Source organism: Parasutterella sp., assembly GCF_057870745.1.
In genome coordinates this window covers 58905-79680 of the sequence record NZ_DBMALT010000005.1, presented here as the reverse complement: position 1 = coordinate 79680, position 20776 = coordinate 58905, and the positions used below count along the sequence as shown (strand labels likewise).

General features: G+C 52.3%; 15 protein-coding genes. 9 read left to right on the top strand and 6 right to left on the bottom strand.

Features of this window, described 5'->3' with window-relative positions; translation table 11 throughout:
• Positions 1-151 precede the first annotated feature (151 nt).
• On the bottom strand, positions 152-2203 hold the full coding sequence (gene fusA, locus ACZND6_RS02625) for an elongation factor G (protein WP_489524370.1): 2052 nt from the start codon (positions 2201-2203) through the stop codon (positions 152-154).
• A gap of 141 nt (positions 2204-2344) precedes the next feature.
• On the opposite strand from fusA, the gene ACZND6_RS02620 reads away from it, so the two are divergent.
• From ACZND6_RS02620 to ACZND6_RS02600, 5 genes are all read left to right on the top strand, one after another.
• Positions 2345-3187, top strand: coding sequence for an inositol monophosphatase family protein (locus ACZND6_RS02620; RefSeq protein ID WP_370748181.1), 843 nt, complete (start codon positions 2345-2347; stop codon positions 3185-3187).
• Positions 3188-3324: 137 nt separating this feature from the next.
• The gene (locus tag ACZND6_RS02615) at positions 3325-4728 is read left to right on the top strand and encodes an efflux transporter outer membrane subunit (protein WP_489524369.1); all 1404 of its coding nucleotides are present in this window, start codon (positions 3325-3327) and stop codon (positions 4726-4728) included.
• Positions 4718-6019: an efflux RND transporter periplasmic adaptor subunit gene (locus ACZND6_RS02610; RefSeq protein WP_293737076.1), complete on the top strand. Its 1302-nt coding sequence runs from the start codon at positions 4718-4720 to the stop codon at positions 6017-6019. The genes ACZND6_RS02615 and ACZND6_RS02610 overlap by 11 nt, the downstream gene beginning before the upstream one ends.
• A complete protein-coding gene (locus ACZND6_RS02605) occupies positions 6019-6726 on the top strand; it encodes an ABC transporter ATP-binding protein (RefSeq protein WP_022100602.1) in 708 nt (235 codons plus the stop codon). The genes ACZND6_RS02610 and ACZND6_RS02605 overlap by 1 nt, the downstream gene beginning before the upstream one ends.
• The gene (locus tag ACZND6_RS02600; protein ID WP_008810200.1) at positions 6720-7925 is read left to right on the top strand and encodes an ABC transporter permease; all 1206 of its coding nucleotides are present in this window, start codon (positions 6720-6722) and stop codon (positions 7923-7925) included. The genes ACZND6_RS02605 and ACZND6_RS02600 overlap by 7 nt, the downstream gene beginning before the upstream one ends.
• A 57-nt stretch (positions 7926-7982) precedes the next feature.
• Here ACZND6_RS02600 and ACZND6_RS02595 read toward each other — a convergent pair whose 3' ends face one another.
• Positions 7983-8510, bottom strand: a complete 528-nt coding sequence (locus ACZND6_RS02595) for a single-stranded DNA-binding protein (RefSeq protein WP_008810199.1) — start codon at positions 8508-8510, stop codon at positions 7983-7985.
• A 103-nt stretch (positions 8511-8613) separates the two neighbouring features.
• Positions 8614-9099: a single-stranded DNA-binding protein gene (locus tag ACZND6_RS02590; protein ID WP_021868174.1), complete on the bottom strand. Its 486-nt coding sequence runs from the start codon at positions 9097-9099 to the stop codon at positions 8614-8616.
• A gap of 315 nt (positions 9100-9414) precedes the next feature.
• Here ACZND6_RS02590 and uvrA point away from each other — a divergent pair, with 315 nt between their 5' ends.
• From uvrA to ACZND6_RS02570, 4 genes are all read left to right on the top strand, one after another.
• Positions 9415-12225 carry an excinuclease ABC subunit UvrA gene (uvrA, locus tag ACZND6_RS02585; protein ID WP_489524372.1) on the top strand — a complete coding sequence of 937 codons (2811 nt, stop codon included), beginning with the start codon at positions 9415-9417 and terminating at the stop codon, positions 12223-12225.
• A 22-nt stretch (positions 12226-12247) separates the two neighbouring features.
• The gene (locus tag ACZND6_RS02580) at positions 12248-13537 is read left to right on the top strand and encodes a glycerate kinase type-2 family protein (RefSeq protein WP_293737074.1); all 1290 of its coding nucleotides are present in this window, start codon (positions 12248-12250) and stop codon (positions 13535-13537) included.
• 217 nt (positions 13538-13754) lie between these two features.
• Complete coding sequence (gene purL / locus ACZND6_RS02575) at positions 13755-17696, top strand: phosphoribosylformylglycinamidine synthase (RefSeq protein ID WP_418806530.1); 3942 nt, start codon at positions 13755-13757, stop codon at positions 17694-17696.
• A gap of 141 nt (positions 17697-17837) precedes the next feature.
• Complete coding sequence (locus ACZND6_RS02570; protein WP_489524368.1) at positions 17838-18977, top strand: hypothetical protein; 1140 nt, start codon at positions 17838-17840, stop codon at positions 18975-18977.
• 105 nt (positions 18978-19082) lie between these two features.
• Here ACZND6_RS02570 and ACZND6_RS02565 read toward each other — a convergent pair whose 3' ends face one another.
• From ACZND6_RS02565 to ACZND6_RS02555, 3 genes are all read right to left on the bottom strand, one after another.
• Entirely contained in the window at positions 19083-19673 is a 591-nt protein-coding gene (locus tag ACZND6_RS02565; protein ID WP_293737071.1) for an HdeD family acid-resistance protein, read from the bottom strand.
• Positions 19674-19740: 67 nt separating this feature from the next.
• Complete coding sequence (locus ACZND6_RS02560) at positions 19741-20178, bottom strand: DUF2721 domain-containing protein (protein ID WP_370748177.1); 438 nt, start codon at positions 20176-20178, stop codon at positions 19741-19743.
• Positions 20179-20188: 10 nt separating this feature from the next.
• Positions 20189-20629, bottom strand: a complete 441-nt coding sequence (locus tag ACZND6_RS02555) for a DUF2721 domain-containing protein (RefSeq protein WP_008810191.1) — start codon at positions 20627-20629, stop codon at positions 20189-20191.
• Between the last annotated feature and the right edge of the window lie 147 nt (positions 20630-20776).

The window sequence follows — 20776 nt, the reverse complement described above, 5'->3', positions numbered from 1 at the left end:
TCGGCTCTACTACAACGAGTTAAGAAATTAAAAAATCGTAGACTCTAGAACTGGCGGGGGCTCAAAGCCTCCGCTTTGTCATTCTGGTATTGAAAACGGGAGAAAAGGCCCGCAAAACGCGGGCCGAAAAGACTTATTCAGTCAGACGAGATTATTCGTCTTCATCCTTTCTGTGGTAGTTGGAGGCCAACTCAACCTGGCGCTGCATTGGAACAGGAGCGTATCCGGCCAGTTCCATAGAGTAGCTGCCGGCACCCTGAGTGATGGCGTTCAGGCGGGCGGCATATCCGTCTAGCTCGGACAGAGGCACCGTGCCGGAGATGATCATCATGCCGCCGGCCATGTTGGCGGTACCGGTTACCTGACCTCTGCGGCTGGCGAGGTCGCCCGTGATGTCGCCCATGGCGCTGTCCGGAGCAACGATCTCAACGTCAACGATCGGTTCAAGGATCGTCGGTTTAGCTTTGGACAGGGCGTCAAGCATGGCTTTTCTGCCGGCAGAGACGAAAGCAACTTCTTTGGAGTCCACCGGATGGCTCTTACCGTCATAGACGACAACGCGAACGTCGTGGATCGGATAACCGGCAACATAGCCTGTATCCAAAGCGTCACGGACACCTTTTTCTACAGCTGGGATGAAGTTGTACGGAATTGCGCCGCCTTTGACTTCGTCAACGAATTCGAAACCGGCTCCGCGCTCACGCGGTTCAATGCGAAGATAGACTTCACCGAACTGGCCGGCGCCGCCTGTCTGCTTCTTGTGGCGAGCGTGACCTTCAGCACCCTGAGCAATGGTTTCACGGTACGGGATGCGAGGTGTACGAGTGTTGACTTCAAGCTTGAACTGCGCAGCCATTCTTTCGAGAACGCTTCTTAAGTGCTGAGCGCTCAGACCGCGAAGAACCGTTTCATTCAAGGTGGTGTCGTGTTCAAGTTCGAGTGTCGGATCTTCGGACAGGAGCTTATGCAGGATGTCGGAGAGACGGCCTTCATCACCGCGGCGAGCCGGAGAAATCGCTAAGCCGAACATGGGTTTCGGGAAGCTCAGCGGTTTCATCTTGATGTTGTCGTGCTCGTGAGAAGCATGGATCACGCTGTCAAACACGAGTTCGTCGACTTTGGCGATAACACCGATGTCGCCCGGCACCAGTTCGCGGACTTCCGTGGTTTCTTTGCCCTGAAGAATCATCGGGTGAGAAACTTTGATCGGCTTCTTGTTGTCGTTGACGAACAGCTGATCGTCACGGCGCAGGGTACCCTGGTGAATACGGAACACACCGACCTTGCCGACATACGGGTCATTAACCACCTTGAAGACATGGGCAACAAGAGGAAGGTCAGGATCGGGCTTCAGTTCGACGTCGTTTCCGTTTTCATCGGTGAAGAGCGGAGCATTGGCTTCGGACGGATTCGGGAGGTGGCGGACCATCACGTTGATGAGGTCGTCGACACCGGCGCCGGTCTTGCCGGAGACGAAGCAGATCGGGATGATGTGGCCTTCGCGGAGTGCTTGTGTCAGCGGTGCGTGTAGTGTGCTCGGATCAGCTTCACCTTCTTCAAGGTATTTTTCCATAGCGGCGTCGTCGACTTCCACGACCTGTTCGATAAAAGCGCGATGGACTTCGGGTACGCTCATGAAGTCGGCTTCACCTTCGTCTTTGGAGAAGCAGTCGATTACACGGGCGCCGTTGTTGGCGGGCAGGTTAATCGGCATGACTTCCTGGCCGAAGGCTTCTCTGAGCTCTTCAACCAGACGCGGCAAATCTAAGTGTTCTGCGTCAATCTTGTTGACAATGATCATGCGGTTGAGGTTGCGCTCTTTGGCCCAATCCATCATGCGGCGCGTCATCAGCTGAATGCCGGCAGTGGCGTCAACTACGATAGCGGCGGTTTTAACCGCGTCGAGGGCACCCAAGGCCTGACCGACGAAATCGGGGTATCCCGGGGTATCAATCATGTGTACGCGAACTTCCTGTCCGTTTGCGTTGTCTGCCTCGAAGTGCGTACAGGCAGCGCGCAGAGAGTGCTGAACTGCTTTTTCGAGCGGGTCGGAGTCGCAGACGGTTGTGCCGCGTTCGACAGAACCGCATGTAATGATCATGCCTGCTTTGGCAAGAATTCCTTCTGCCAAGGTGGTTTTTCCGCTACCGCCATGGCCGACCAAGGCAACTGTTCTGAGATTTTCGGTTGAGAAAATAGGCATGATGCTTTTTCCTTTCTTATGAAATTAATTGACGTATCCTTTGATTGTGGAACAATCAATCGTCTTTGTCGAGAATATTTTGACAAATGACCGATTTTTGCCGAGAGGCGACTTTATCAAACGATGGGAGAAACTTGAAAAATGGCTGAGAAAAAACAATCCTACTGCGCGTGCTGTTCCGAGGCGGAATTAAAGCTCTTTGAGCCGGCAATTGAGCAATTAATCTCTCTGGCTAATGAAGAGATTCTCCCTCGTTTTTTGGCTGGGACAGAAGTTTTCGACAAAAAAGATCACACTCCGGTTACAGTTGCCGATCGCAGTGCCGAAAAAGTGATGCGTGAATGGATTGAGGCGCATTTTCCTGCGCACGGCATCTTCGGAGAGGAGTTTGGGATCAAAGAGGCGTCCGGGGACGGTTTCCCGCGCTACCGCTGGATCTTGGATCCGATCGATGGAACTCGTGCTTTTATTCATAATGCTTTCCATTTCGGCACGCTGATTGCCGTAGAGCGCGATGACGGCAACGGATTTCAGCCGATGCTCGGCGTGATTTCGCATCCGCATGTCGGCGTTTGGCTCATCGGAGACGGAAAACGGACGGTTTTGCACGGGCCGGGCAGCCGAGTGCGTCAGGTGCACTGCAAAGAAACAAAGAATCTTGCGGACGCCACTCTTGTTGTGACATCGCATTGGACGACTCCGGAGCAGAAAGGCGGCAAAGAGATGCAGTCCCTCATTGATGAAGTTAAGCTCTATCGCACGTGGGGCGACTGTTTTGGATATTTCTCGGTAGCCACGGGCGGCGCGGACATCATGATTGATCCGGATTTGAATTACTGGGACGTTGCCGCACTGGTGCCGGTTATCGAAGGCAGCGGAGCCAGGCTTGTGAGCTCCAAAGGCGGCAATCCTCTTAAAGATTTATCAGCGGTTGCGACTAATGAATACCTGCTTCCGGAGGTACTTCGTAAGCTCGCTAACTAATGCTTGCTAAATTATTTTGAGTTGTTGCACTTGTTCTCAAAAGACACAATTAATTTCAAACCTTAAATAATTGAAAAGGGAAAACTTTTGGGTTTTTGAGAAACTTGAGGATGAGACAATTTATATAAGAAGTCCCTATGAGAAAGAGTACCGGTCTTGTCCTCTCGCTCTTATTTGGGGCCTTGAGCGGCTGTGTATCCATCCCTCAATTCCAAATAACCGAACAGGATAAAAAAGTAATTCCCAGTCAGTGGAGCGGCAGTCCCGCCCTCGAAACATCGAAGGCTGCCGACCTCTCCGAATGGTGGTCAACTTGGAGCGATCCGGAAATCGCTCGCTTAGTTGCGGCCTCACAGGCGGCCAATACGGATGTTCGATCCGCGCAGGAAAATCTTCGTTATGCGCAAGCCTCGATGACCGTAGCTAATGCCGGCTTGTTCCCGACACTGGACGGTAACTACCGAGCCAGCCGCAGTCATTCTCTCGGCCATGGTTCCAATACCTTTTCTATCGGCCTGAACGTCAGCTGGACAATCGATGCCGGCGGTCGTTTTGCTGCTTCTGAAGCGGCGTTCTCCGACTACCTGTCTTCTCAAGCGAGTTTGGGAGGAGTGCAGACTCGAATCGCTGCTGAAGTGGCCGGTGCCTATGTCAATATGAGGCTTGCCCAGAAGCGGCTGGACGTGGCTCAGGAAAACGCCAAAACTCAGCAGGAAGCACTGGATATCGCCAATTGGCGTTACTTATCCGGACTCGTGCCATCGACCGACGTCGATCAGGCGCGCACTTCTTTTGAGCAGACACGTGCCTCGATTCCCGTGTATCGCGCTCAGGTCATGCAGTACCGTAATTTGATCGCTCGTCTCATCGGAACCACACCTGAGGCAGTTAACCCGACCTCGACGGCTCCGATTCCTCAGCCGCCGCGAAACCTTGCGCTCAGCATTCCCGGAGAGACGCTTCGCAATCGCCCGGCGGTGCGTATGGCAGAGGCAAAAGTGATGAGCGCACTGGCGCGTTACGCACAGGCTAAGTCGGCCCTGTTTCCGAGTCTCTCAATCGGAGGCTCTTTCGGACTTTCAGGTCCTATCATGGGGCAGCTCGGTGAATGGGGTACACATAATTCGAACGGCTTCGGTTCGCTGACGCTGCCGATCTTCAACACCGGGTCTCTGATGGCCCAGGTTGAGCAGCGCGATGCTCAGGCGGCCCAAGCCAAAATTGACTATGAAGCGAGTCTGCTCGCGGGCGTTCAGGATGTAGAAGACGCACTCAACAAAGTGTGGTCACAGGAAACTCGTAAAAAATCATTGGTTGTTGCCGAGGAATCGGCACGAAACGCAGCGACAGCCGCACGGCAAAATTACAGCGCCGGTCTTCAGGACTTTACGGTCGTGCTGACGACCCAAAGAACACTGCTGACCGTTCAGGAATCTTTGGCGAGTGCGGAGGCTGAAATCGCCCAAGGCTACATTGATCTCTATATCGCGTTGGGCGGGGGATGGACTGTTCCTCAGGAGTTTAAGAATAATGACCGATAATACAAATACAACCAAAGCGCAGAAAACGGATATTGAAGGGCTGCTGGGAGCAGACAAGGTTAAGCCGTTCTACAAACGAGGCAGCGTTTGGCTCGTTCTTCTCGTCTTCTTAGGCATCCTCTTTGCCGTTTACTACTTTTTCTTCAGAGGCAGCCAGGGACAAGTCGGTTTCGTCACACAGCCTCTGACGAAAGGGAATCTCACGGTTGAAGTTTCTGCTAACGGAACGATCAATCCGATCCGTACCGTATCACTGGGCAGTGAACTTTCCGGTATTGTCCGTAAGGTCAATGTCGACGTGAACGACCAGGTCAAAAAAGGCGAAGTACTGATCGAGCTTGACGACACCAAACTGAAAGCTTCGGTAGAGCGAGCCAAAGCAAGCCTAGATCTTTCTAAGGCTACATTGGCGGAATCCCAGGCAACGCTGAAAGAGGCCAAGGCCAAACTCTCGCGTCTGCAGGAAGTCAGACGTCTTTCCGGCGGCAAGAGTCCGAGTAAGACTGAAATTGATGCTCAGGAGGCTTTGGTTGCCAAAGCTCAGGCCTCTGTTCAAAGTGCTCAGGCAAAAATCATGGATAGTGAGCAGGCGCTGAAGTCTGCAGAAAGCGACTTGTCCAAGACACATATCATTTCTCCGATTGACGGCGTTGTTTTAGCCCGTTCCGTTGAGCCGGGCTATGCAGTGGCGGCTTCGCTTCAAGCCGTTGAACTTTTGAAGCTTGCGACCGACCTCAAAGATCTCGAACTGCAGGTCAATGTTGATGAGGCAGATGTCGGAGCGGTGAAACCGGGTCAGAAGGCCAGCTTCACAGTGAGTGCCTATCCAGACCGAAACTTCCCGGCCGAGCTGAAAAAAGTCGCTTTCGGATCGACAAAAACGGATAACGTAGTGACTTACGTCACTTACTTGGATGTTAAAAATCCGGACTTACTGCTTCGCCCGGGAATGACGGCGACCGCAACGATTCGTACCGTTGCCTTAAAAGACGCCCTGCTTGTACCCAATACCGCCCTGAGATTTAGGCCTTCTGTTTCTTCAGGCTCAAAGGAGCCGACAATGAATGTTTTCGGACCTCCGATGAGAAGAAGCGTGCGCAAGAGCGCCGGCTCTGTGACAAGCCCGAATGCTTCTCAAAAGAAGGCCGAAGTTTACATAGAGAAAGACGGTCAGGCCGTGCCGGTTCCGCTGGTTGTGGGTTTTACGGACGGTAAGATGACCCAAGTGCTCGAAGGCAAGTTTTCTGCCGGCGATAAAGTCATCGTTGACCAAAGACGCGGAGCGAAATAATGAGCTCCGGAGATAAGCCGCTTGTCCAGTTAATCGGCATCGGCAAGCGGTACGGAACGGGACCGACTGCATTCGATGCACTTCATCATGTGGATTTGAGCATCAATGCCGGAGAGTTTGTTGCGATTATGGGGCCGAGCGGCTCAGGAAAATCGACGACGATGAACATCATCGGTGCTTTGGATACGCCGACACGCGGGCAGTATTTATTCAACGGTTTCCACGTCGAACACTTTACGCGGGATCAGCGCGCGCTCTTACGTCGTCAATATTTGGGCTTCGTGTTTCAGGGATTTAATCTGCTGCCGCGTACGAGTGCAATAGAAAACGTAGAGCTTCCGTTGCTTTACCGCGGAGAGCCTGCCAAAGTCCGGCATGAAATGGCGCTGGAGGCTTTGGATAAGGTCGGCCTGACGCAGTGGAAAGACCACACGCCGGCCGAGCTTTCCGGAGGTCAGCAGCAGCGTGTCGCCATCGCGCGAGCGATCGTAACGCATCCGAAACTGCTCCTTGCAGATGAGCCAACGGGAAGTTTGGATTCGCATCGAAGCGTTGAAATCATGAAGCTTCTCCAAAAACTCAACGATGAAGAAGGCATTACGGTTGTACTGGTGACACATGAGCCTGACATGGCCAAATACGCGAAACGTATCGTTCACTTCGTGGACGGTACCGTAGCTTCGGATCAGGAGAACAAACCATGTTAGGCAACGCTCTTCTTCTTGCGCTCAGACAAATATTCCGAAATCCGATGCGGTCGATTCTGACCGTGCTTGGTATTGTGATCGGCGTGGCGGCAGTGATTACGATGGTCACCGTCGGAAACGGCGCGACTCAGCAGGTGCGTGATCAGATTGCCTCATTGGGATCGGACTCGCTGATGATTCGTCCCGGCCAAAGGTTGGGTCCGGGGCAGTCTGTCGGTGCGCCGTCTTTCAAAGAATCGGATGCGGAAGCCTTGGCGACACAAATCGCCGGTATCAAAGCGGTAGCGCCTTCGCGCACATCCACTCAAGTCGTCGTGGCAAACGGTAAGAACTGGTCGACCTCCGTGATCGGAACGACCAACGACTATTTTTCCATCAATAATCTGACGATTCAGGAAGGCAGAAATTTTGAGCAGTCTGAGCTTAGGGCCGGAAGTGCGGTCTGCGTCATCGGACAGACGGTTAAAAAAGAGCTCTTTGAAAACCACGATGCTTTGGGCAAACTGCTACGCGTCAAAGGCTTCTCCTGCCAAATCATCGGCGAGCTTGAACAAAAAGGCCAGTCCGGCATGGGAATGGACAAAGACGATGTTGTCATTATTCCTTTGAACACTTTCCAGCGCCGCATCAGCGGAAATGTTCGCATTCCTCTGATTACCGTGGCGGTGGAACCCGGCAGTGATATTGAACGCGTCAAAGAGAGTTCTCGGCTTCTTCTGCGAGAAAGACGCTCTTTGTCGAGTTCTGAGATGGACAACTTCAATATTCTTGACACCTCGGAGCTGATTGAAACGATTTCCAAAACTACGCAGGTGCTGACGATGCTTCTCGGTGCCGTGGCAGCGGTCAGTCTTTTGGTCGGTGGCATCGGCATTATGAACATCATGCTGGTAAGTGTGACGGAGCGCACAAAAGAAATCGGTGTGCGTTTGGCGATCGGCGCGACCGAGCGGGAAGTGCTGCTTCAGTTCCTTGTGGAATCCATCATGCTCGCCTGCTTCGGAGGCCTGCTCGGAGTTATCTTGGCTTTCGGCGCTTCTGTTTTGCTGACGCACTTCATGGGCGTGCCTTTTATTTTCAGTCCCGGCATCAACGTGCTGGCATTCTGCTTTGCCGCGTTTATCGGAATTATTTTCGGTTACTTTCCGGCCCGCAGAGCGGCTCAGCTCGATCCGATCGAGGCCGTTCGCCACGAATAGCTGTTCTCCGGACAAAGAGAAAGCCGCCCGCGGGCGGCTTAACCATATGTGGTCTTGTTAGAACGGAATTTCGTCTGCTTCAAAATCATCCGTCGGCGCGGCCGAAGGAACCGGAGCTGCCGGCTGAGCAGGCGCTGCAGGACGTGCGGCCGGGGCGCCGGAAGTAAATTCAGAGCGGCGCGGAGCGGCCGGAGATTCAAAACCGTCACCGCTGCTTTGCGGCGCGTAGCTTTGACCGCCTCCGACTACGTCGGATTTTCTGTCGATCAGCTGCAGCGTATCAGCCAAGATTTCGGTGGAATAGTGTGTCTGTCCGTCTTTTTCCCATTTGCGAGTGCGAAGGCGGCCTTCCAGATAAACGCGAGAGCCTTTCTTCAGATACTGCTGAGCGATTTCAGCCTGGCGACCGAAAAGGACCACACGGTGCCATTCCGTTTCTTCTACGCGCTCCTGAGTTTCTGCACTTCTGCGATAAGAGGTCGTAGCGACGCTCATCGAAGTGATTTGAAGGTTGTTTCCGGAAAAACGGGTTTCAGGATCCCGGCCGAGATTGCCGAGAATAATTACTTTATTTACAGAAGCCATTGTTAATTCTTCCTCATGTTGATCGTTTCATTCTAACGACAACCTTCGGAAATAAAAACACAAAACTGTAAAAAAGCCGCAGAAAAGCGGCTTGAAATCAAGATTAGAACGGAGGTTCTTCGTCGTCGAACGCGTTCTGAGTTTTAGGCTGAGAAGCATACTGGTTTCCGGAGGAATATCCGCTGCTGCGTGAAGCGCTTCTGCTCGGAGCGTAACCGGAATTTCCGTCAGAGAAGTTTCCGTCGGCGGGAGAATCCTGGCGGCGGTCAATCAGCTGCAGCTGTTCTGCAACGATTTCAGTGACGTAATGCGTTTGTCCGTCTTTTTCATATTTTCTAGTGCGGAGCCGCCCCTCGATGTAAGCGCGGGAACCTTTTCGGAGATACTGTTGAGCGATTTCGGCCTGACGTCCGAACAATGTCACTCGATGCCATTCGGTCTCTTCAATTCTGTCCTGACTTTCTGCGGAGCGTCTAAAAGAAGACGTCGCCAGACTTAAAGATGCGATAGGAAGCTGATTAGCAGAGAAACGGACTTCAGGATCGCGTCCGAGCGTACCGAGAAGGATGACTTTGTTCACAGAGGCCATGATTTTCCTTTTGAAGAGATAAAAGATGCGGCCGGCTGATTTTCCGACCGAGCCGCACATTTTAACGATCCGGAAGAAAAACGAACGGAGCAGACGAGGATGAACTCTCCTGCACTCACGTGCGCGAAGATTGTGAGGAACCGGTACGCCTTACCAGATGCTCCTATCACGCGAACCTCACCGGTTCGACCGCCATCTATCCTCGCGTTCACCCATAGGGAATTCCGCGGTATTCGTTAAAGTTGGCTCCACGGGTGGGTAAAGGTGAAAGCCATGAAGAATTTAGCTAATATGCTCACACAAAAGGAAAAACCGATGTCAGAAATCCGAATCCGCGGAGCGCGAACACATAACCTAAAGAATATCGATATCGATATTCCCAAGGACCGTCTTGTGGTCCTTACCGGCGTTTCCGGTTCCGGAAAGAGTTCCTTAGCATTTGACACGCTCTATGCCGAAGGACAGCGGCGCTACGTCGAGAGTCTTTCCTCATATGCCCGTCAGTTTCTTGAGCTGATGGAAAAGCCGGACGTAGATCTTATCGAAGGGCTTTCTCCCGCCATTTCAATCGAACAGAAAGGCGCGAGTCATAATCCTCGCTCGACGGTAGGAACGATCACGGAAATCAATGATTACCTCCGATTGCTATTTGCCCGCATCGGCGTGCCGTATTGTCCGAACCACGATATTCCTCTGAAAGCACTCCCGGTTTCTGAAATTGCCGATAAGATTCTTCTGAAATATCAGGGCAAGCGAACCCTGCTGATTGCACCGGTTTCAAAGGGCAGAAATTCAAATGTCGCCTCTTTGTTAGAGGACTTGCAGGCACGGGGCTACACACGTTTCCGCATTGACGGCGAAATTGTGACGATTGATGAGCTGCCGAAACTCGAAGAGGGCGCTCATACCTTAGATATTGTTGTTGATCGTCTAAGGGTCAAAGAAGATTCGCGTCAGCGTATTGCTGAAGGCGCGGAAGCGGCCTTGAGACTGTCGGACGGAAAGGTCATCGCATTTGATATGGATGACAATGAAGAAGAAGTCTTTTCCGACCGATATGCCTGTCCTTACTGCGGATACTCGGTTCCCAAGCTCGAGCCTAAACTTTTCTCATTTAACAGTCCAACCGGCAGTTGTCCGACTTGCAACGGCATGGGAGAGGTCGACGGCTGGGATATCAATAAAGTAGTTGAATTTCCCGAGCTCTCCCTAAGAAGCGGTGCGATACAGGGCTGGAGCTGCACGCAGCCGTACAACTTCACGCTGCTTCAGGATTTATCTAAAGCAAAGCATATTTCATTGGATGAGCCTTGGGAAAAACTGAGTCCTGAGGCGCAGGAAATGGTTTTGTACGGCACCAAGGACAAGATATCGCTGACCTTTTGCAGTCCGAAGGGAGAGAAGATCACTCGCGAGCAGCCCTTCGAAGGCATTATTCCGATGTCGAATCGGCGTTTTGAGACAACTGAAAGTTCTGCAGTGAAAGCCGATCTTGAAAAATGGCGTTCGCTTCAGACTTGTCCTGCTTGTCGCGGCGCCCGACTTAATGAGGCTGCACGCAGCACTTACATCGGTTCGGGAGAGCACAAAAAAGCCATTCAGGATATTTCGGCGCTTCCGTTGGACAAGGCAGAGACTTATTTCCGAACGCTCAAGCTCGAAGGCGCGTCTCTGGATATCGGTAAAAAGCTCATCGACGAAATCCTGTTTCGTCTGAAGTTTTTAATTGATGTGGGGCTGAGCTATCTCACCTTGGATCGACGGGCAGACACACTTTCCGGCGGTGAAGCGCAAAGAATTCGATTGGCCGGTCAAATCGGTTCGAGACTGAGCGGAGTTATTTATGTACTCGACGAGCCTTCTATCGGTCTCCATCAAAGTGATAACGATAAGCTGATTCACACGCTGAAAACGCTGAGAGATCTCGGCAACAGTGTGGTTGTTGTAGAGCATGACGAGGACACCATCCGAGCTGCCGACTACGTTGTGGACATGGGCCCGGCTGCCGGCGTGCACGGCGGAGAAGTCATTGCTGCGGGGACGCCGAAAGAAATCGAAGCCGATCCCAATTCCCTGACGGGAGCTTACCTCAGCGGCAGGCTTAAAGTTCGCCAAAATACGGAGCGAAAGAAACCGGACGGCCGGTTCTTGGAGGTCAAAGGCGCTTCGGGCCATAACCTGAAGAATGTAGATGTTTCCGTGCCCGTAAGTCTTATGACCGTTGTGACAGGCGTGTCCGGCTCGGGCAAGTCGACCTTAGTGAACCAGACAATTTACAACATCGCCGCTCATGCTCTGAACCGTGCGCAAACTCAGCCTTGTCCCTACAAATCAGTGTCGGGTCTCCAGTTTTTCGATAAAGTCATCGCTGTAGACCAGAGTCCCATCGGACGGACGCCTCGTTCCAACCCTGCAACCTATACCGGCGTTCTTGCGGGTATTCGTGATTTATTTGCGGAAACTCCGATTGCGAGAGAGAGGGGATACGGGTCAGGACGTTTCTCCTTTAATGTCAAAGGCGGTCGATGTGAGGCCTGCGAAGGCGAAGGTCTGGTAAAAGTCGAAATGAACTTTTTACCTGACATGTATGTTCCATGTGACGTTTGCGGTGGTACCCGCTACAATCGTGAAACGTTGGAAGTTGAATACAAAGGAAGAAATATTGCGGAAGTGCTGGATCTGACCGTAGATGAAGCCTTGGAGGTCTTCTCGGCAGTTCCGGCAGTTGCGAGAAAACTGCGGACCCTCGCAGATGTCGGACTTGGTTATATCAAGTTAGGACAAAGTGCGACAACGCTCTCCGGCGGAGAGGCTCAGCGCGTGAAACTGGCGCATGAACTTTCCAAGAGGGGAACGGGGAAAACACTGTACGTACTTGATGAGCCGACGACCGGATTGCATTTTCACGACGTTTCGATGTTGCTGTCGGTGTTTAAGAAACTGCAGGATGCGGGGAATACGTTATTGATTATCGAGCACAACTTGGATGTTATCCGAGCGGCCGATTGGATTATTGATATGGGTCCGGGCGGCGGAGAGGACGGAGGAACAATCCTTTTTGAAGGAACGCCGGAAGAATTAATAGAAATCCCCGCTAGTAAAACCGCCCGATATCTAGGAAACTAAGAATGATAAAGCAGAGGTTCCCTTGACTAAAGAAAAAGACCGTTTTGAAGAGCTCCTCGTAGAGTCCTTCTATGTAGCAATTGATGCCGCAGATCCTCATAAGGTTGTGCCGCCTCATATCCCTTCAACCTTCCAAGGAGATGTAGTTGTCGTCGGTGCAGGAAAGGCTGCCGCCAGTATGGCTGCAGCGGTGGAGCAGGCTTGGCCGGAAAAAGATTTAACGGGCGTGGTGATCACGCGCCACGGCCATTCGGAGGAGACTCATAAGATCCAGGTACTTGAGGCTTCTCATCCGATTCCGGACAAATCAAACTTGGAAGCAACGCAGAAGATGATGGATCAGCTCGACCATCTGAAAGAGGGCAGCTTGCTGCTTGCCTTGATTTCGGGTGGCGGCTCCAGTCTTCTTTCTCTTCCTGTCGAAGGCGTCACCATTGAAGATATTCGGAAGGTGACGGAGGATTTGCTGAAGTCCGGCACTTCCATCGACCATATCAATGCTGTCCGCAAACACGTTTCACAGGTGAAAGGCGGTCAGCTCGCATTGGCTGCCCGCGCTAAAGGTGCCGAAGTCCTTTCTCTGATTATTTCGGACACCGTCGGCGACAATCCCTCCGATATCGCCTCCGGACCATGTGCCGAAGACTTCTCCACTTATGCCGATGCTCTGTGGTATCTGAGCCAGGCGCATGTCGAAGCTCCTCCCTCGATTTTGAATCACCTGCGCAACGGTGCTCGCGGCATTATTCCCGAGACTCCTAAAATCGGTGATCCGAGAATGCGCGGCGTCAAAAATAAGATCATTGCGAACTCTTTCAAAGGTCTGCAAGTCGCAGCAGCTTTCTTTAAGGAGAAAGGCATGCGTCCGGTTATTATCGGCGACGGTATTACCGGTGAAGCAAAAGCGGTTGCTCAGCAGGTTGCCCGCAAAGTTCGTCTCGAACTCTCCAAGCCGCGCCGCAAACCGGTGGTGCTTTTATCCGGCGGAGAGTGCACGGTAACGCTGACCGGCCGACGCATCGGTAAGGGCGGCCCGTGCTCAGAGTTCCTGCTGGCGCTTGCTCAGGAACTCAAGTGTGAGCCTATCTACGCCATGGCTACAGACACCGACGGTGTGGACGGGAACGGAGAGGCCGCCGGTGCAATTCTGCGTCCCGACAGCATGGCTAGAGCCGAAGAATTGGGCTTAGATCCTCAGCAGTACCTTGAGGAACATAATGCAGAGGAATTCTTCGGCAAACTCGGTGATTTGCTTGATACCGGCCCCACAAGGACCAACATCAACGATTACCGTGTCATCCTTATCCCGTAATTGAGACCGACATATGCAAAAAATATCCCAAGGAATTCTGAGTATTCGGAGCCTTGGGATTTGTTGTTTTTGGCCTAAGCTGCAGTACCGAGGCAAACCGTTTCGCCAATGGTCCGAAGCAAGGTCGAAAATATTAGAATACTGACTCCAAACCTCTTTCAATCTTGATCCACAATCCCGGAGGAAGCGAATTCCCCCACAGGAACAAAGCTTAAAAATGAGCAATACGACACAGTTACGCCTCGATGCCTCACGTGCACTTTCCGACTTTAGGACGGAACGTCTTTTGAAAAAGATTCAAAAGATCTGTCCGGAAGTTGTTACTCTCAACAGCCGCTATATTCATTTTGTCAATGTAGACGGCGCTCTTTCCTCTGAAGAGTTTCACACGCTGGAATCGATCCTCGACTACGGAGAGGAAGCAATTGTTACCGCTTCAACCGAACGCTTTATGGTTATTCCGCGTTTGGGAACGATTTCTCCCTGGGCCTCTAAGGCGACGGATATCGTTCATAACTGCGGACTCAAGAAAGTGCTTCGAGTGGAACGAGGCACTTGCTATGAATTGATTCTGAAAGGAAATGCTGTCCTCAAGCCCGAAGAACGCGAAGCAATCGCTGCCGTTCTGCATGATCGCATGACAGAAAGTGTCGTGAGCCCAGACGTGAATCCGGCCATCGTGTTTGCCGATGCAAAAGGCAAGGACATGCAGTCGATCGATATCGTCGGACAAGGCAGAGAAGCGCTTGAAAAGGCAAATGTCGAACTCGGTCTGGCATTGAATGAGGACGAAATTCAATATTTAATTGATGCCTTTACCAAGCTGAACCGCAATCCAACGGATGTTGAGCTCATGATGTTTGCTCAGGCCAACTCCGAGCACTGCCGCCATAAGATTTTTAACGCCAGCTGGACCATCGACGGAGAAGAGAAAGACAAGTCACTTTTTTCTATGATCCGCGAAACGCATAAGGCTCATCCGGAAGGAACCATTGTTGCGTATTCCGACAATGCCGCTATTTTCGAGGGCGGCGATACGGCCCGTATGTATCCGCGAGGAAATGAAGACGCCGTCGGCGGCCGTTCTTATTCCACCGTCGTTGAGCCGACGCACTCCGTCTTCAAAGTCGAGACGCATAACCATCCGACCGCAATCTCCCCGTTCCCCGGCGCTTCAACCGGCTCCGGCGGTGAGATTCGAGATGAAGGTGCAACCGGCCGGGGAGCAAGACCTAAAGCCGGCTTAACCGGATTTACCGTCTCTGCGCTTCGACTTCCGGGACATGAACAGGCCTGGGAAAATGACAGAGATGTCAGTAAGGCTTCTGAGGCCGCTCCTTACTACGGGGCGCCCTCCCGCATGGCTTCTCCGCTGGAGATCATGATCGAAGGTCCGCTCGGCGGCGCTGCATTTAACAACGAATTCGGCCGCCCCAACATTCTTGGGTACTTCCGCTCTTTCGAAGCCAACGTTGACGGAACTCGCTACGGCTATCACAAGCCTATTATGCTGGCCGGCGGTCTAGGCAACATCCGCAACGATCAGACACATAAACTCGGACTTCCGACAGGCACGCTCCTTGTGGTGCTGGGCGGTCCGGGCATGCGTATCGGTATCGGCGGCGGTGCGGCTTCTTCCATGGGTGCAGGTGCCAACAGTGAATCCTTAGACTTTGCCAGCGTTCAGCGCGGCAACCCGGAAATGGAACGCCGCGCACAGGAAGTGATCGACCGCTGCTGGGAAGCCGGCGAGGAAAATCCGATCCTGGCGATTCACGATATCGGGGCGGGCGGTCTTTCTAACGCAATGCCCGAACTGGCAGACCTTTCCGGTAAGGGCGCAAAACTGGATCTGAACAAAGTCCCGGTTGAAGAAAGCGGCATGAGCCCGCTCGAGATTTGGTGTAACGAATCGCAGGAAAGATATTCTTTGGCGATCGATCCAGCACGTCTTGAACAGTTCGATCAGTACTGCAAACGTGAACGCTGCCCATATGCTGTGCTCGGTGAAATTTCTGCCGATGACGAGTTAGTCGTCACGCGCAGACAGGGCGAAGAACCTGCAGTAGATATGCCTATGAGCGTATTGCTCGGCAAAACGCCGAAGATGCACCGCGATGCAGAACACGCTGAGCCCGTGAAGATGGAAACAGACAAGGCAGTCGATACGCGCAAAGCTTTATATGAAGTTCTGGCTCATCCGACTGTCGGAAGCAAGAAATTCCTGATCACGATCGGCGACAGAACCGTCGGCGGCATGACTGTCCGCGATCAGATGGTCGGTCCTTGGCAGGTCCCGGTTGCAGATGCTGCTGTAACGGCAGTTTCCTTTGAAGAGTTCAAGGGCGAAGCAATGGCTATGGGCGAAAAAACGCCGATTGCCGTTTCTAACGCTGCGGCAGCAAGCCGCATGGCTATTGGCGAAGCTCTGACGAATCTGGTCAGCGCCGACGTAAACCTCGACCGTATTATCTTGTCGGCTAACTGGATGGGTGCCTGCGGTGTTAAAGGCCAGGACGCTGCGCTCTATGACGGAGTCAGTGCAGCCAGCAGTTTCTGTCAGGAATTAGGCGTCAGCATCCCCGTCGGTAAAGATTCTCTTTCCATGAAGACTTCCTGGAAAGACCAAGCCGGAGAAGCCAAGACCGTGGTCTCGCCTGTTTCCTTAGTGGTTTCCGCTGCGGCACCGGTTTATGACATTCGAAACAACCTGCTTCCGATGTTTGCTGAATCGGTTCGCGACAGCTCCTTGCTGCTGATTGACCTCGGACACGGCAAAGATCGTCTCGGCGGCTCTGTTTACTCTCAAGTGACGCAGCGTTTTGATTCCGTGACACCGGATATGGAAGACCCCAAAGAGCTGAAAAAGTTCCTTGAGCTGATTCGTTCCTTATCCGCCAAAGGCGCGATTCTCGCTTATCACGACAGAAGCGACGGCGGTTTGGCTGCAGCCCTCTGCGAAATGATGTTTGCTAGCCATGTCGGCGTAGAAATTGTGGCCGATGCGCTTGTGAGCAAAGACCGTACGCTTAACCAGGCATTGTTCAATGAAGAGCTCGGCGCGGTCATTCAGGTCGCTCGCGGACGCGCTGCCGAAGTGGAAAGAGACTTTGAAGCTGCCGGCATGGGCTGGTCGCTCAAGTATCTGGGCAACCTGACTCAGGACGATCACCTCAATATTTATCTTGAAGGCAAATGCGTTCTTTCGGAAGATCGCGTCGACCTGCAGAAAGCTTGGAATGAAGTCAGCTGGCAGATTGCCAGAATGCGTGACAATCCCGAATGCGTTGACAGCGAGTACGAGCTCATCTCCGATAAGCACAACGGCGGCTTAGTGCTGACGATGGGCTTTGATCCGGAAGAAAACCTGGCGGCTCCTTTTATCAATACCGGTGTTCGTCCGAAGGTTGCGATCCTGAGAGAACAGGGCGTTAACAGCCAGAACGAGATGGCCAGCGCCTTCCTGCAGGCAGGTTTTGATGCCGTAGACGTTCATATGACCGACCTTCTCGAAGGCAGAGCCAAGCTTGCCGACTTTGTGGGTTTGGCAGCTTGCGGCGGCTTCTCCTACGGTGACGTGTTAGGCGCCGGCGGCGGATGGGCGAAGACCATTCTGCACAACGCCAAACTGCAGAGCTCGTTCCGCCGCTTCTTCGAAACGCCGACAACGTTTACGTTGGGCGTCTGCAACGGCTGCCAGATGATTTCTCAGCTCAAGGATCTTATCCCCGGTGCTGATCATTGGCCTGCTTTCGTTCGCAACCTCTCTGAGCAGTTCGAAGCTCGTTTGGTCAATGTCAAAATCCTTGAGTCCCCGTCTATCTTCTTTACGGATATGACCGGTGCCACACTCCCGATCGTGAACTCTCACGGCGAAGGACGTGCTTATTGGGCGAATCCGTTAGATGAGGCTGAGGCAATCTGCGCCGCCTGCTATGTCGACTCTAAACAGATGCCGACCGAAGTCTATCCGCTCAATCCGAACGGCTCTCACGGCGGTAAGACGGCATTTACGACAGCAGACGGACGCGCGACGATTATGATGCCGCACCCCGAACGCAGCTGGCGTGCAACCCAAATGTCCTGGCGCTCACCGCTGCTGAAGAACGTGACGCCGTGGGCGAGAATCTTCCAAAACGCTCGCTTCTGGGTAGGTTAATTTTTTGTCGGTTTTGAATTGAGGGCTCCTTCGGGGGCCTTCTTTTTTCGGAGCTTAAAGCGGTCTTGAATGACAGGTCATTATTTTTTCTCGGTGTACACTCTGCCGAACATAAAGAAATGAAACGGAAGGATTTTGCGTATGTTAGATCAGACAGAAAAACAGGCTTCTCAAGAGCCTTTTGACGATAAGAACTTAGGCGAGCTTTTTCAGATTGCATTAGTCAATGCGCCTTCTCCATCGAGAAGTGCCTTTAACTGGGGTGCTTTCAAACCGGAAGCGGTGAAGTCACCGGCGGATCTTCCTCCGTATTTGGTTTTCGGACCGCTGAACGAAGGGACATTTCTGCTGACTGCTGAGGGCTGGAGAGCGGAATGGTCGGACGCTCAGCAAAAAGCCAAAATCACGCTGAATTGGGGTGCTAAGACTCATCGCTACACAGCCACTCAGGTTTGGGAAGGCGAAGAGGGCAGCGCGACGGAGCAGTCCGATACCACTCCGCTGATTCAAGTCTTTGCCATGCTTTACGAAAATGGCTTTCCTTCCATGTGGGACCAGCTCGCAAAGAAAAAAGCCGAAGAGATGTACCATCTGACTTGGCTGGTCGGGGATAAAAGACTGCCGACCTATTTTGCTGCTCCTGACGGAATTTTCCGTGTTATCAGCTTCCCGGTCATGATTAAGAATCTTCGTCATGCTCAGTCGATCTTAAAGAGTATCGCCGAGAAGAATCCTACTTATGGCTTCTACGCCATCGCAAACTTGATGGAACAGGACGTCTATTACGAAATCGGCAAAGCTCCGGACTGGACATCCGACATTGCACTTTGCATGACGCAGTCCATCGGAGAAACCGGTCTTATTCCTTCCGGCGTTCCGTCCTCGGAGACAATCGAAGGTAAAGAATATATTCATCTGGAACGCGACGTAATGATGCTCAACATCTCCGTGCCGTTCGCCCATATCTTCGAAATGCTCAAAGACTTGTCGGAAACTCCGATGCCGATTTTGCCGGCTTCCGAAGCGCCGATGAGAAGAGAAACACTGCCGGTTATTCTGCCGCAGGGCTTGTCTGAACGCCTGAGCTCTTTCACGCTCGACGACACGATCCAGGGCATCCGCGTGCAGTACAGCTATCCGGTTCAGGAATCTTCTTTGGATGACCTCCTGAAACTCGACAGCGCTGATCAGATCGAACGTCTCGAGAAGTTCTCTGATCGCATGCTTGACCAGCTGACAGCTGATGTTCAGAAAGAAGCCGGAAAAGACTTAACTGAATAACCCGTGAGGACATCCGTGCTCGGCCGGATGTCCTGAGCCCGAGCAAATAAAAATCCCGCTCTGCGAAGCTGCAAAGCGGGATTTTAGATCTCTAGATGCTGCAAATTACTTATTGTCGTTATCGTCGTCCGGAAGAGCTCTGACTTCAAGACCGAACATAAGGGCGGTCCATCCGTCGAAGATCAGTTCGATTGCAACGAAGATGCCGAAAATCCATGTAGCGCTCTGAGGCCAACCCCACCAGAGGCAGCCGCCCAACAGTAAAGAAACGATGGCGGAGAAGAGCATCAGTCCCCAGCCTTTTGCATCCGTATTGGACAGAGCGGCCCAGCATTTAACTAAGCCGATGGCGATGAAGTAAGAGGCCAGGAAGAGTGTGAGTGTTTCAGTTCCGGCAATCGGATAGAACATCAGAAGCAGGCCGGTTAAAGCGGTCAGAAGGGCAAGGACAATGGCGGCGGTTCTTGCACCCCAGCCTTCTGCTTTCCAGAAAAGGGCTAAGCCGGTTGCACCGGAAACCAAAAGCATTGCACCAATAAAGATCGTGACGCCGACCGAGAATGCGATAGGCGCAAATAAACCGATCGTACCGAGGACGATACAGAAGATACCCCAGCCGATCATTGCACCGCTGCGCTTCTTAAGAGGCATCAGCAGTTCATTTACCACACGATTGTTTGCGTAATTTTGTGTCATATTTTCCTCCAATGACGATGGTTCCATCATCGCCTTTTTGGAGGAAATAATCAGCGGAACTGCACCACTATGAGCCTCTCGCGACGCGAATGGAGGTGCGGATGGTCTTCAGAGAAATTTGGACTTCCAGCACAAAGAAAATGGTAGAGACGACAATGAAGACGACAGCGGTCAGGAGCATCGTGGATTTCCAAACTTCCATCTTCAGCTCTAGAAGGTGTTCAAGGATCGTCACCAAAACGAGAATACCGGAGAAGGCAGCAGAAGTCGTCACTGCCAGAATTGCGTTCTTCAATAAGTGGCTGCGCTCGTAAGTGAGTCGAATGGCTTTTTCAAGGACGGGATCAATCACCGGCGCTTTTTGACGACGCTCTTTAAGCAAAGCGCGCACTCGGTCGGTGGTGTAGTTGTAGCGGGCTGTCATAGCCAAAAGCAGCAGGCCGACGCCGGAAATCAAAGTGATCGGCGTCAAAGCATCGGAAAGCGTTACCGCGTAAGAAAGCATTTTTGTTCTCCTATTGCGGTCTGTTGTGATGGTGGACGGTTAAGCCGAGCGCTTTTACCGAAACCTGAACTTCACTGACGTAAATACAGCTTGAGATGACGATGAAGATCACGGAGGCCAGCAGCATTGTTGATTTCATCAGAGATAAGTCCAGGCTGAAGAGGCGTTCGATTACGATCACCAAAACCTGCAGACTGCTGAAAGCGGCCGAGATCATCAATGTCAGGATGCCGGTTTTAAGAAGGCTGGCACGCTTGTAAATCAGGTCGATGGACTGGTCGATTTCTTCATGGAAATCTTCGGATTCTTCTTTTCGTTCAGCCAGCAGCTGACGGATTCGGCTTGTGGCATGGCAATAGCGCGCAGACATGGACACCAGCAGCAAACCCACACCGGAAATGAGTGTTACCGGAGCGAGAGCGTCTGAGAGCGTCGCACTGAACTCAACCATTGTTTTTTCTCCTCACGTATATGAGCGAATTTTAGGCGACAAGGAGCCTAATTAAGGCTTTTCGCTTTTAGAAAGGAAAAGAAAAAGCCTCTTGAGAATTAGAATAGGGCTTTTCAGGGGCGTTCTCAGGACAAGTTTCGGCCCCTT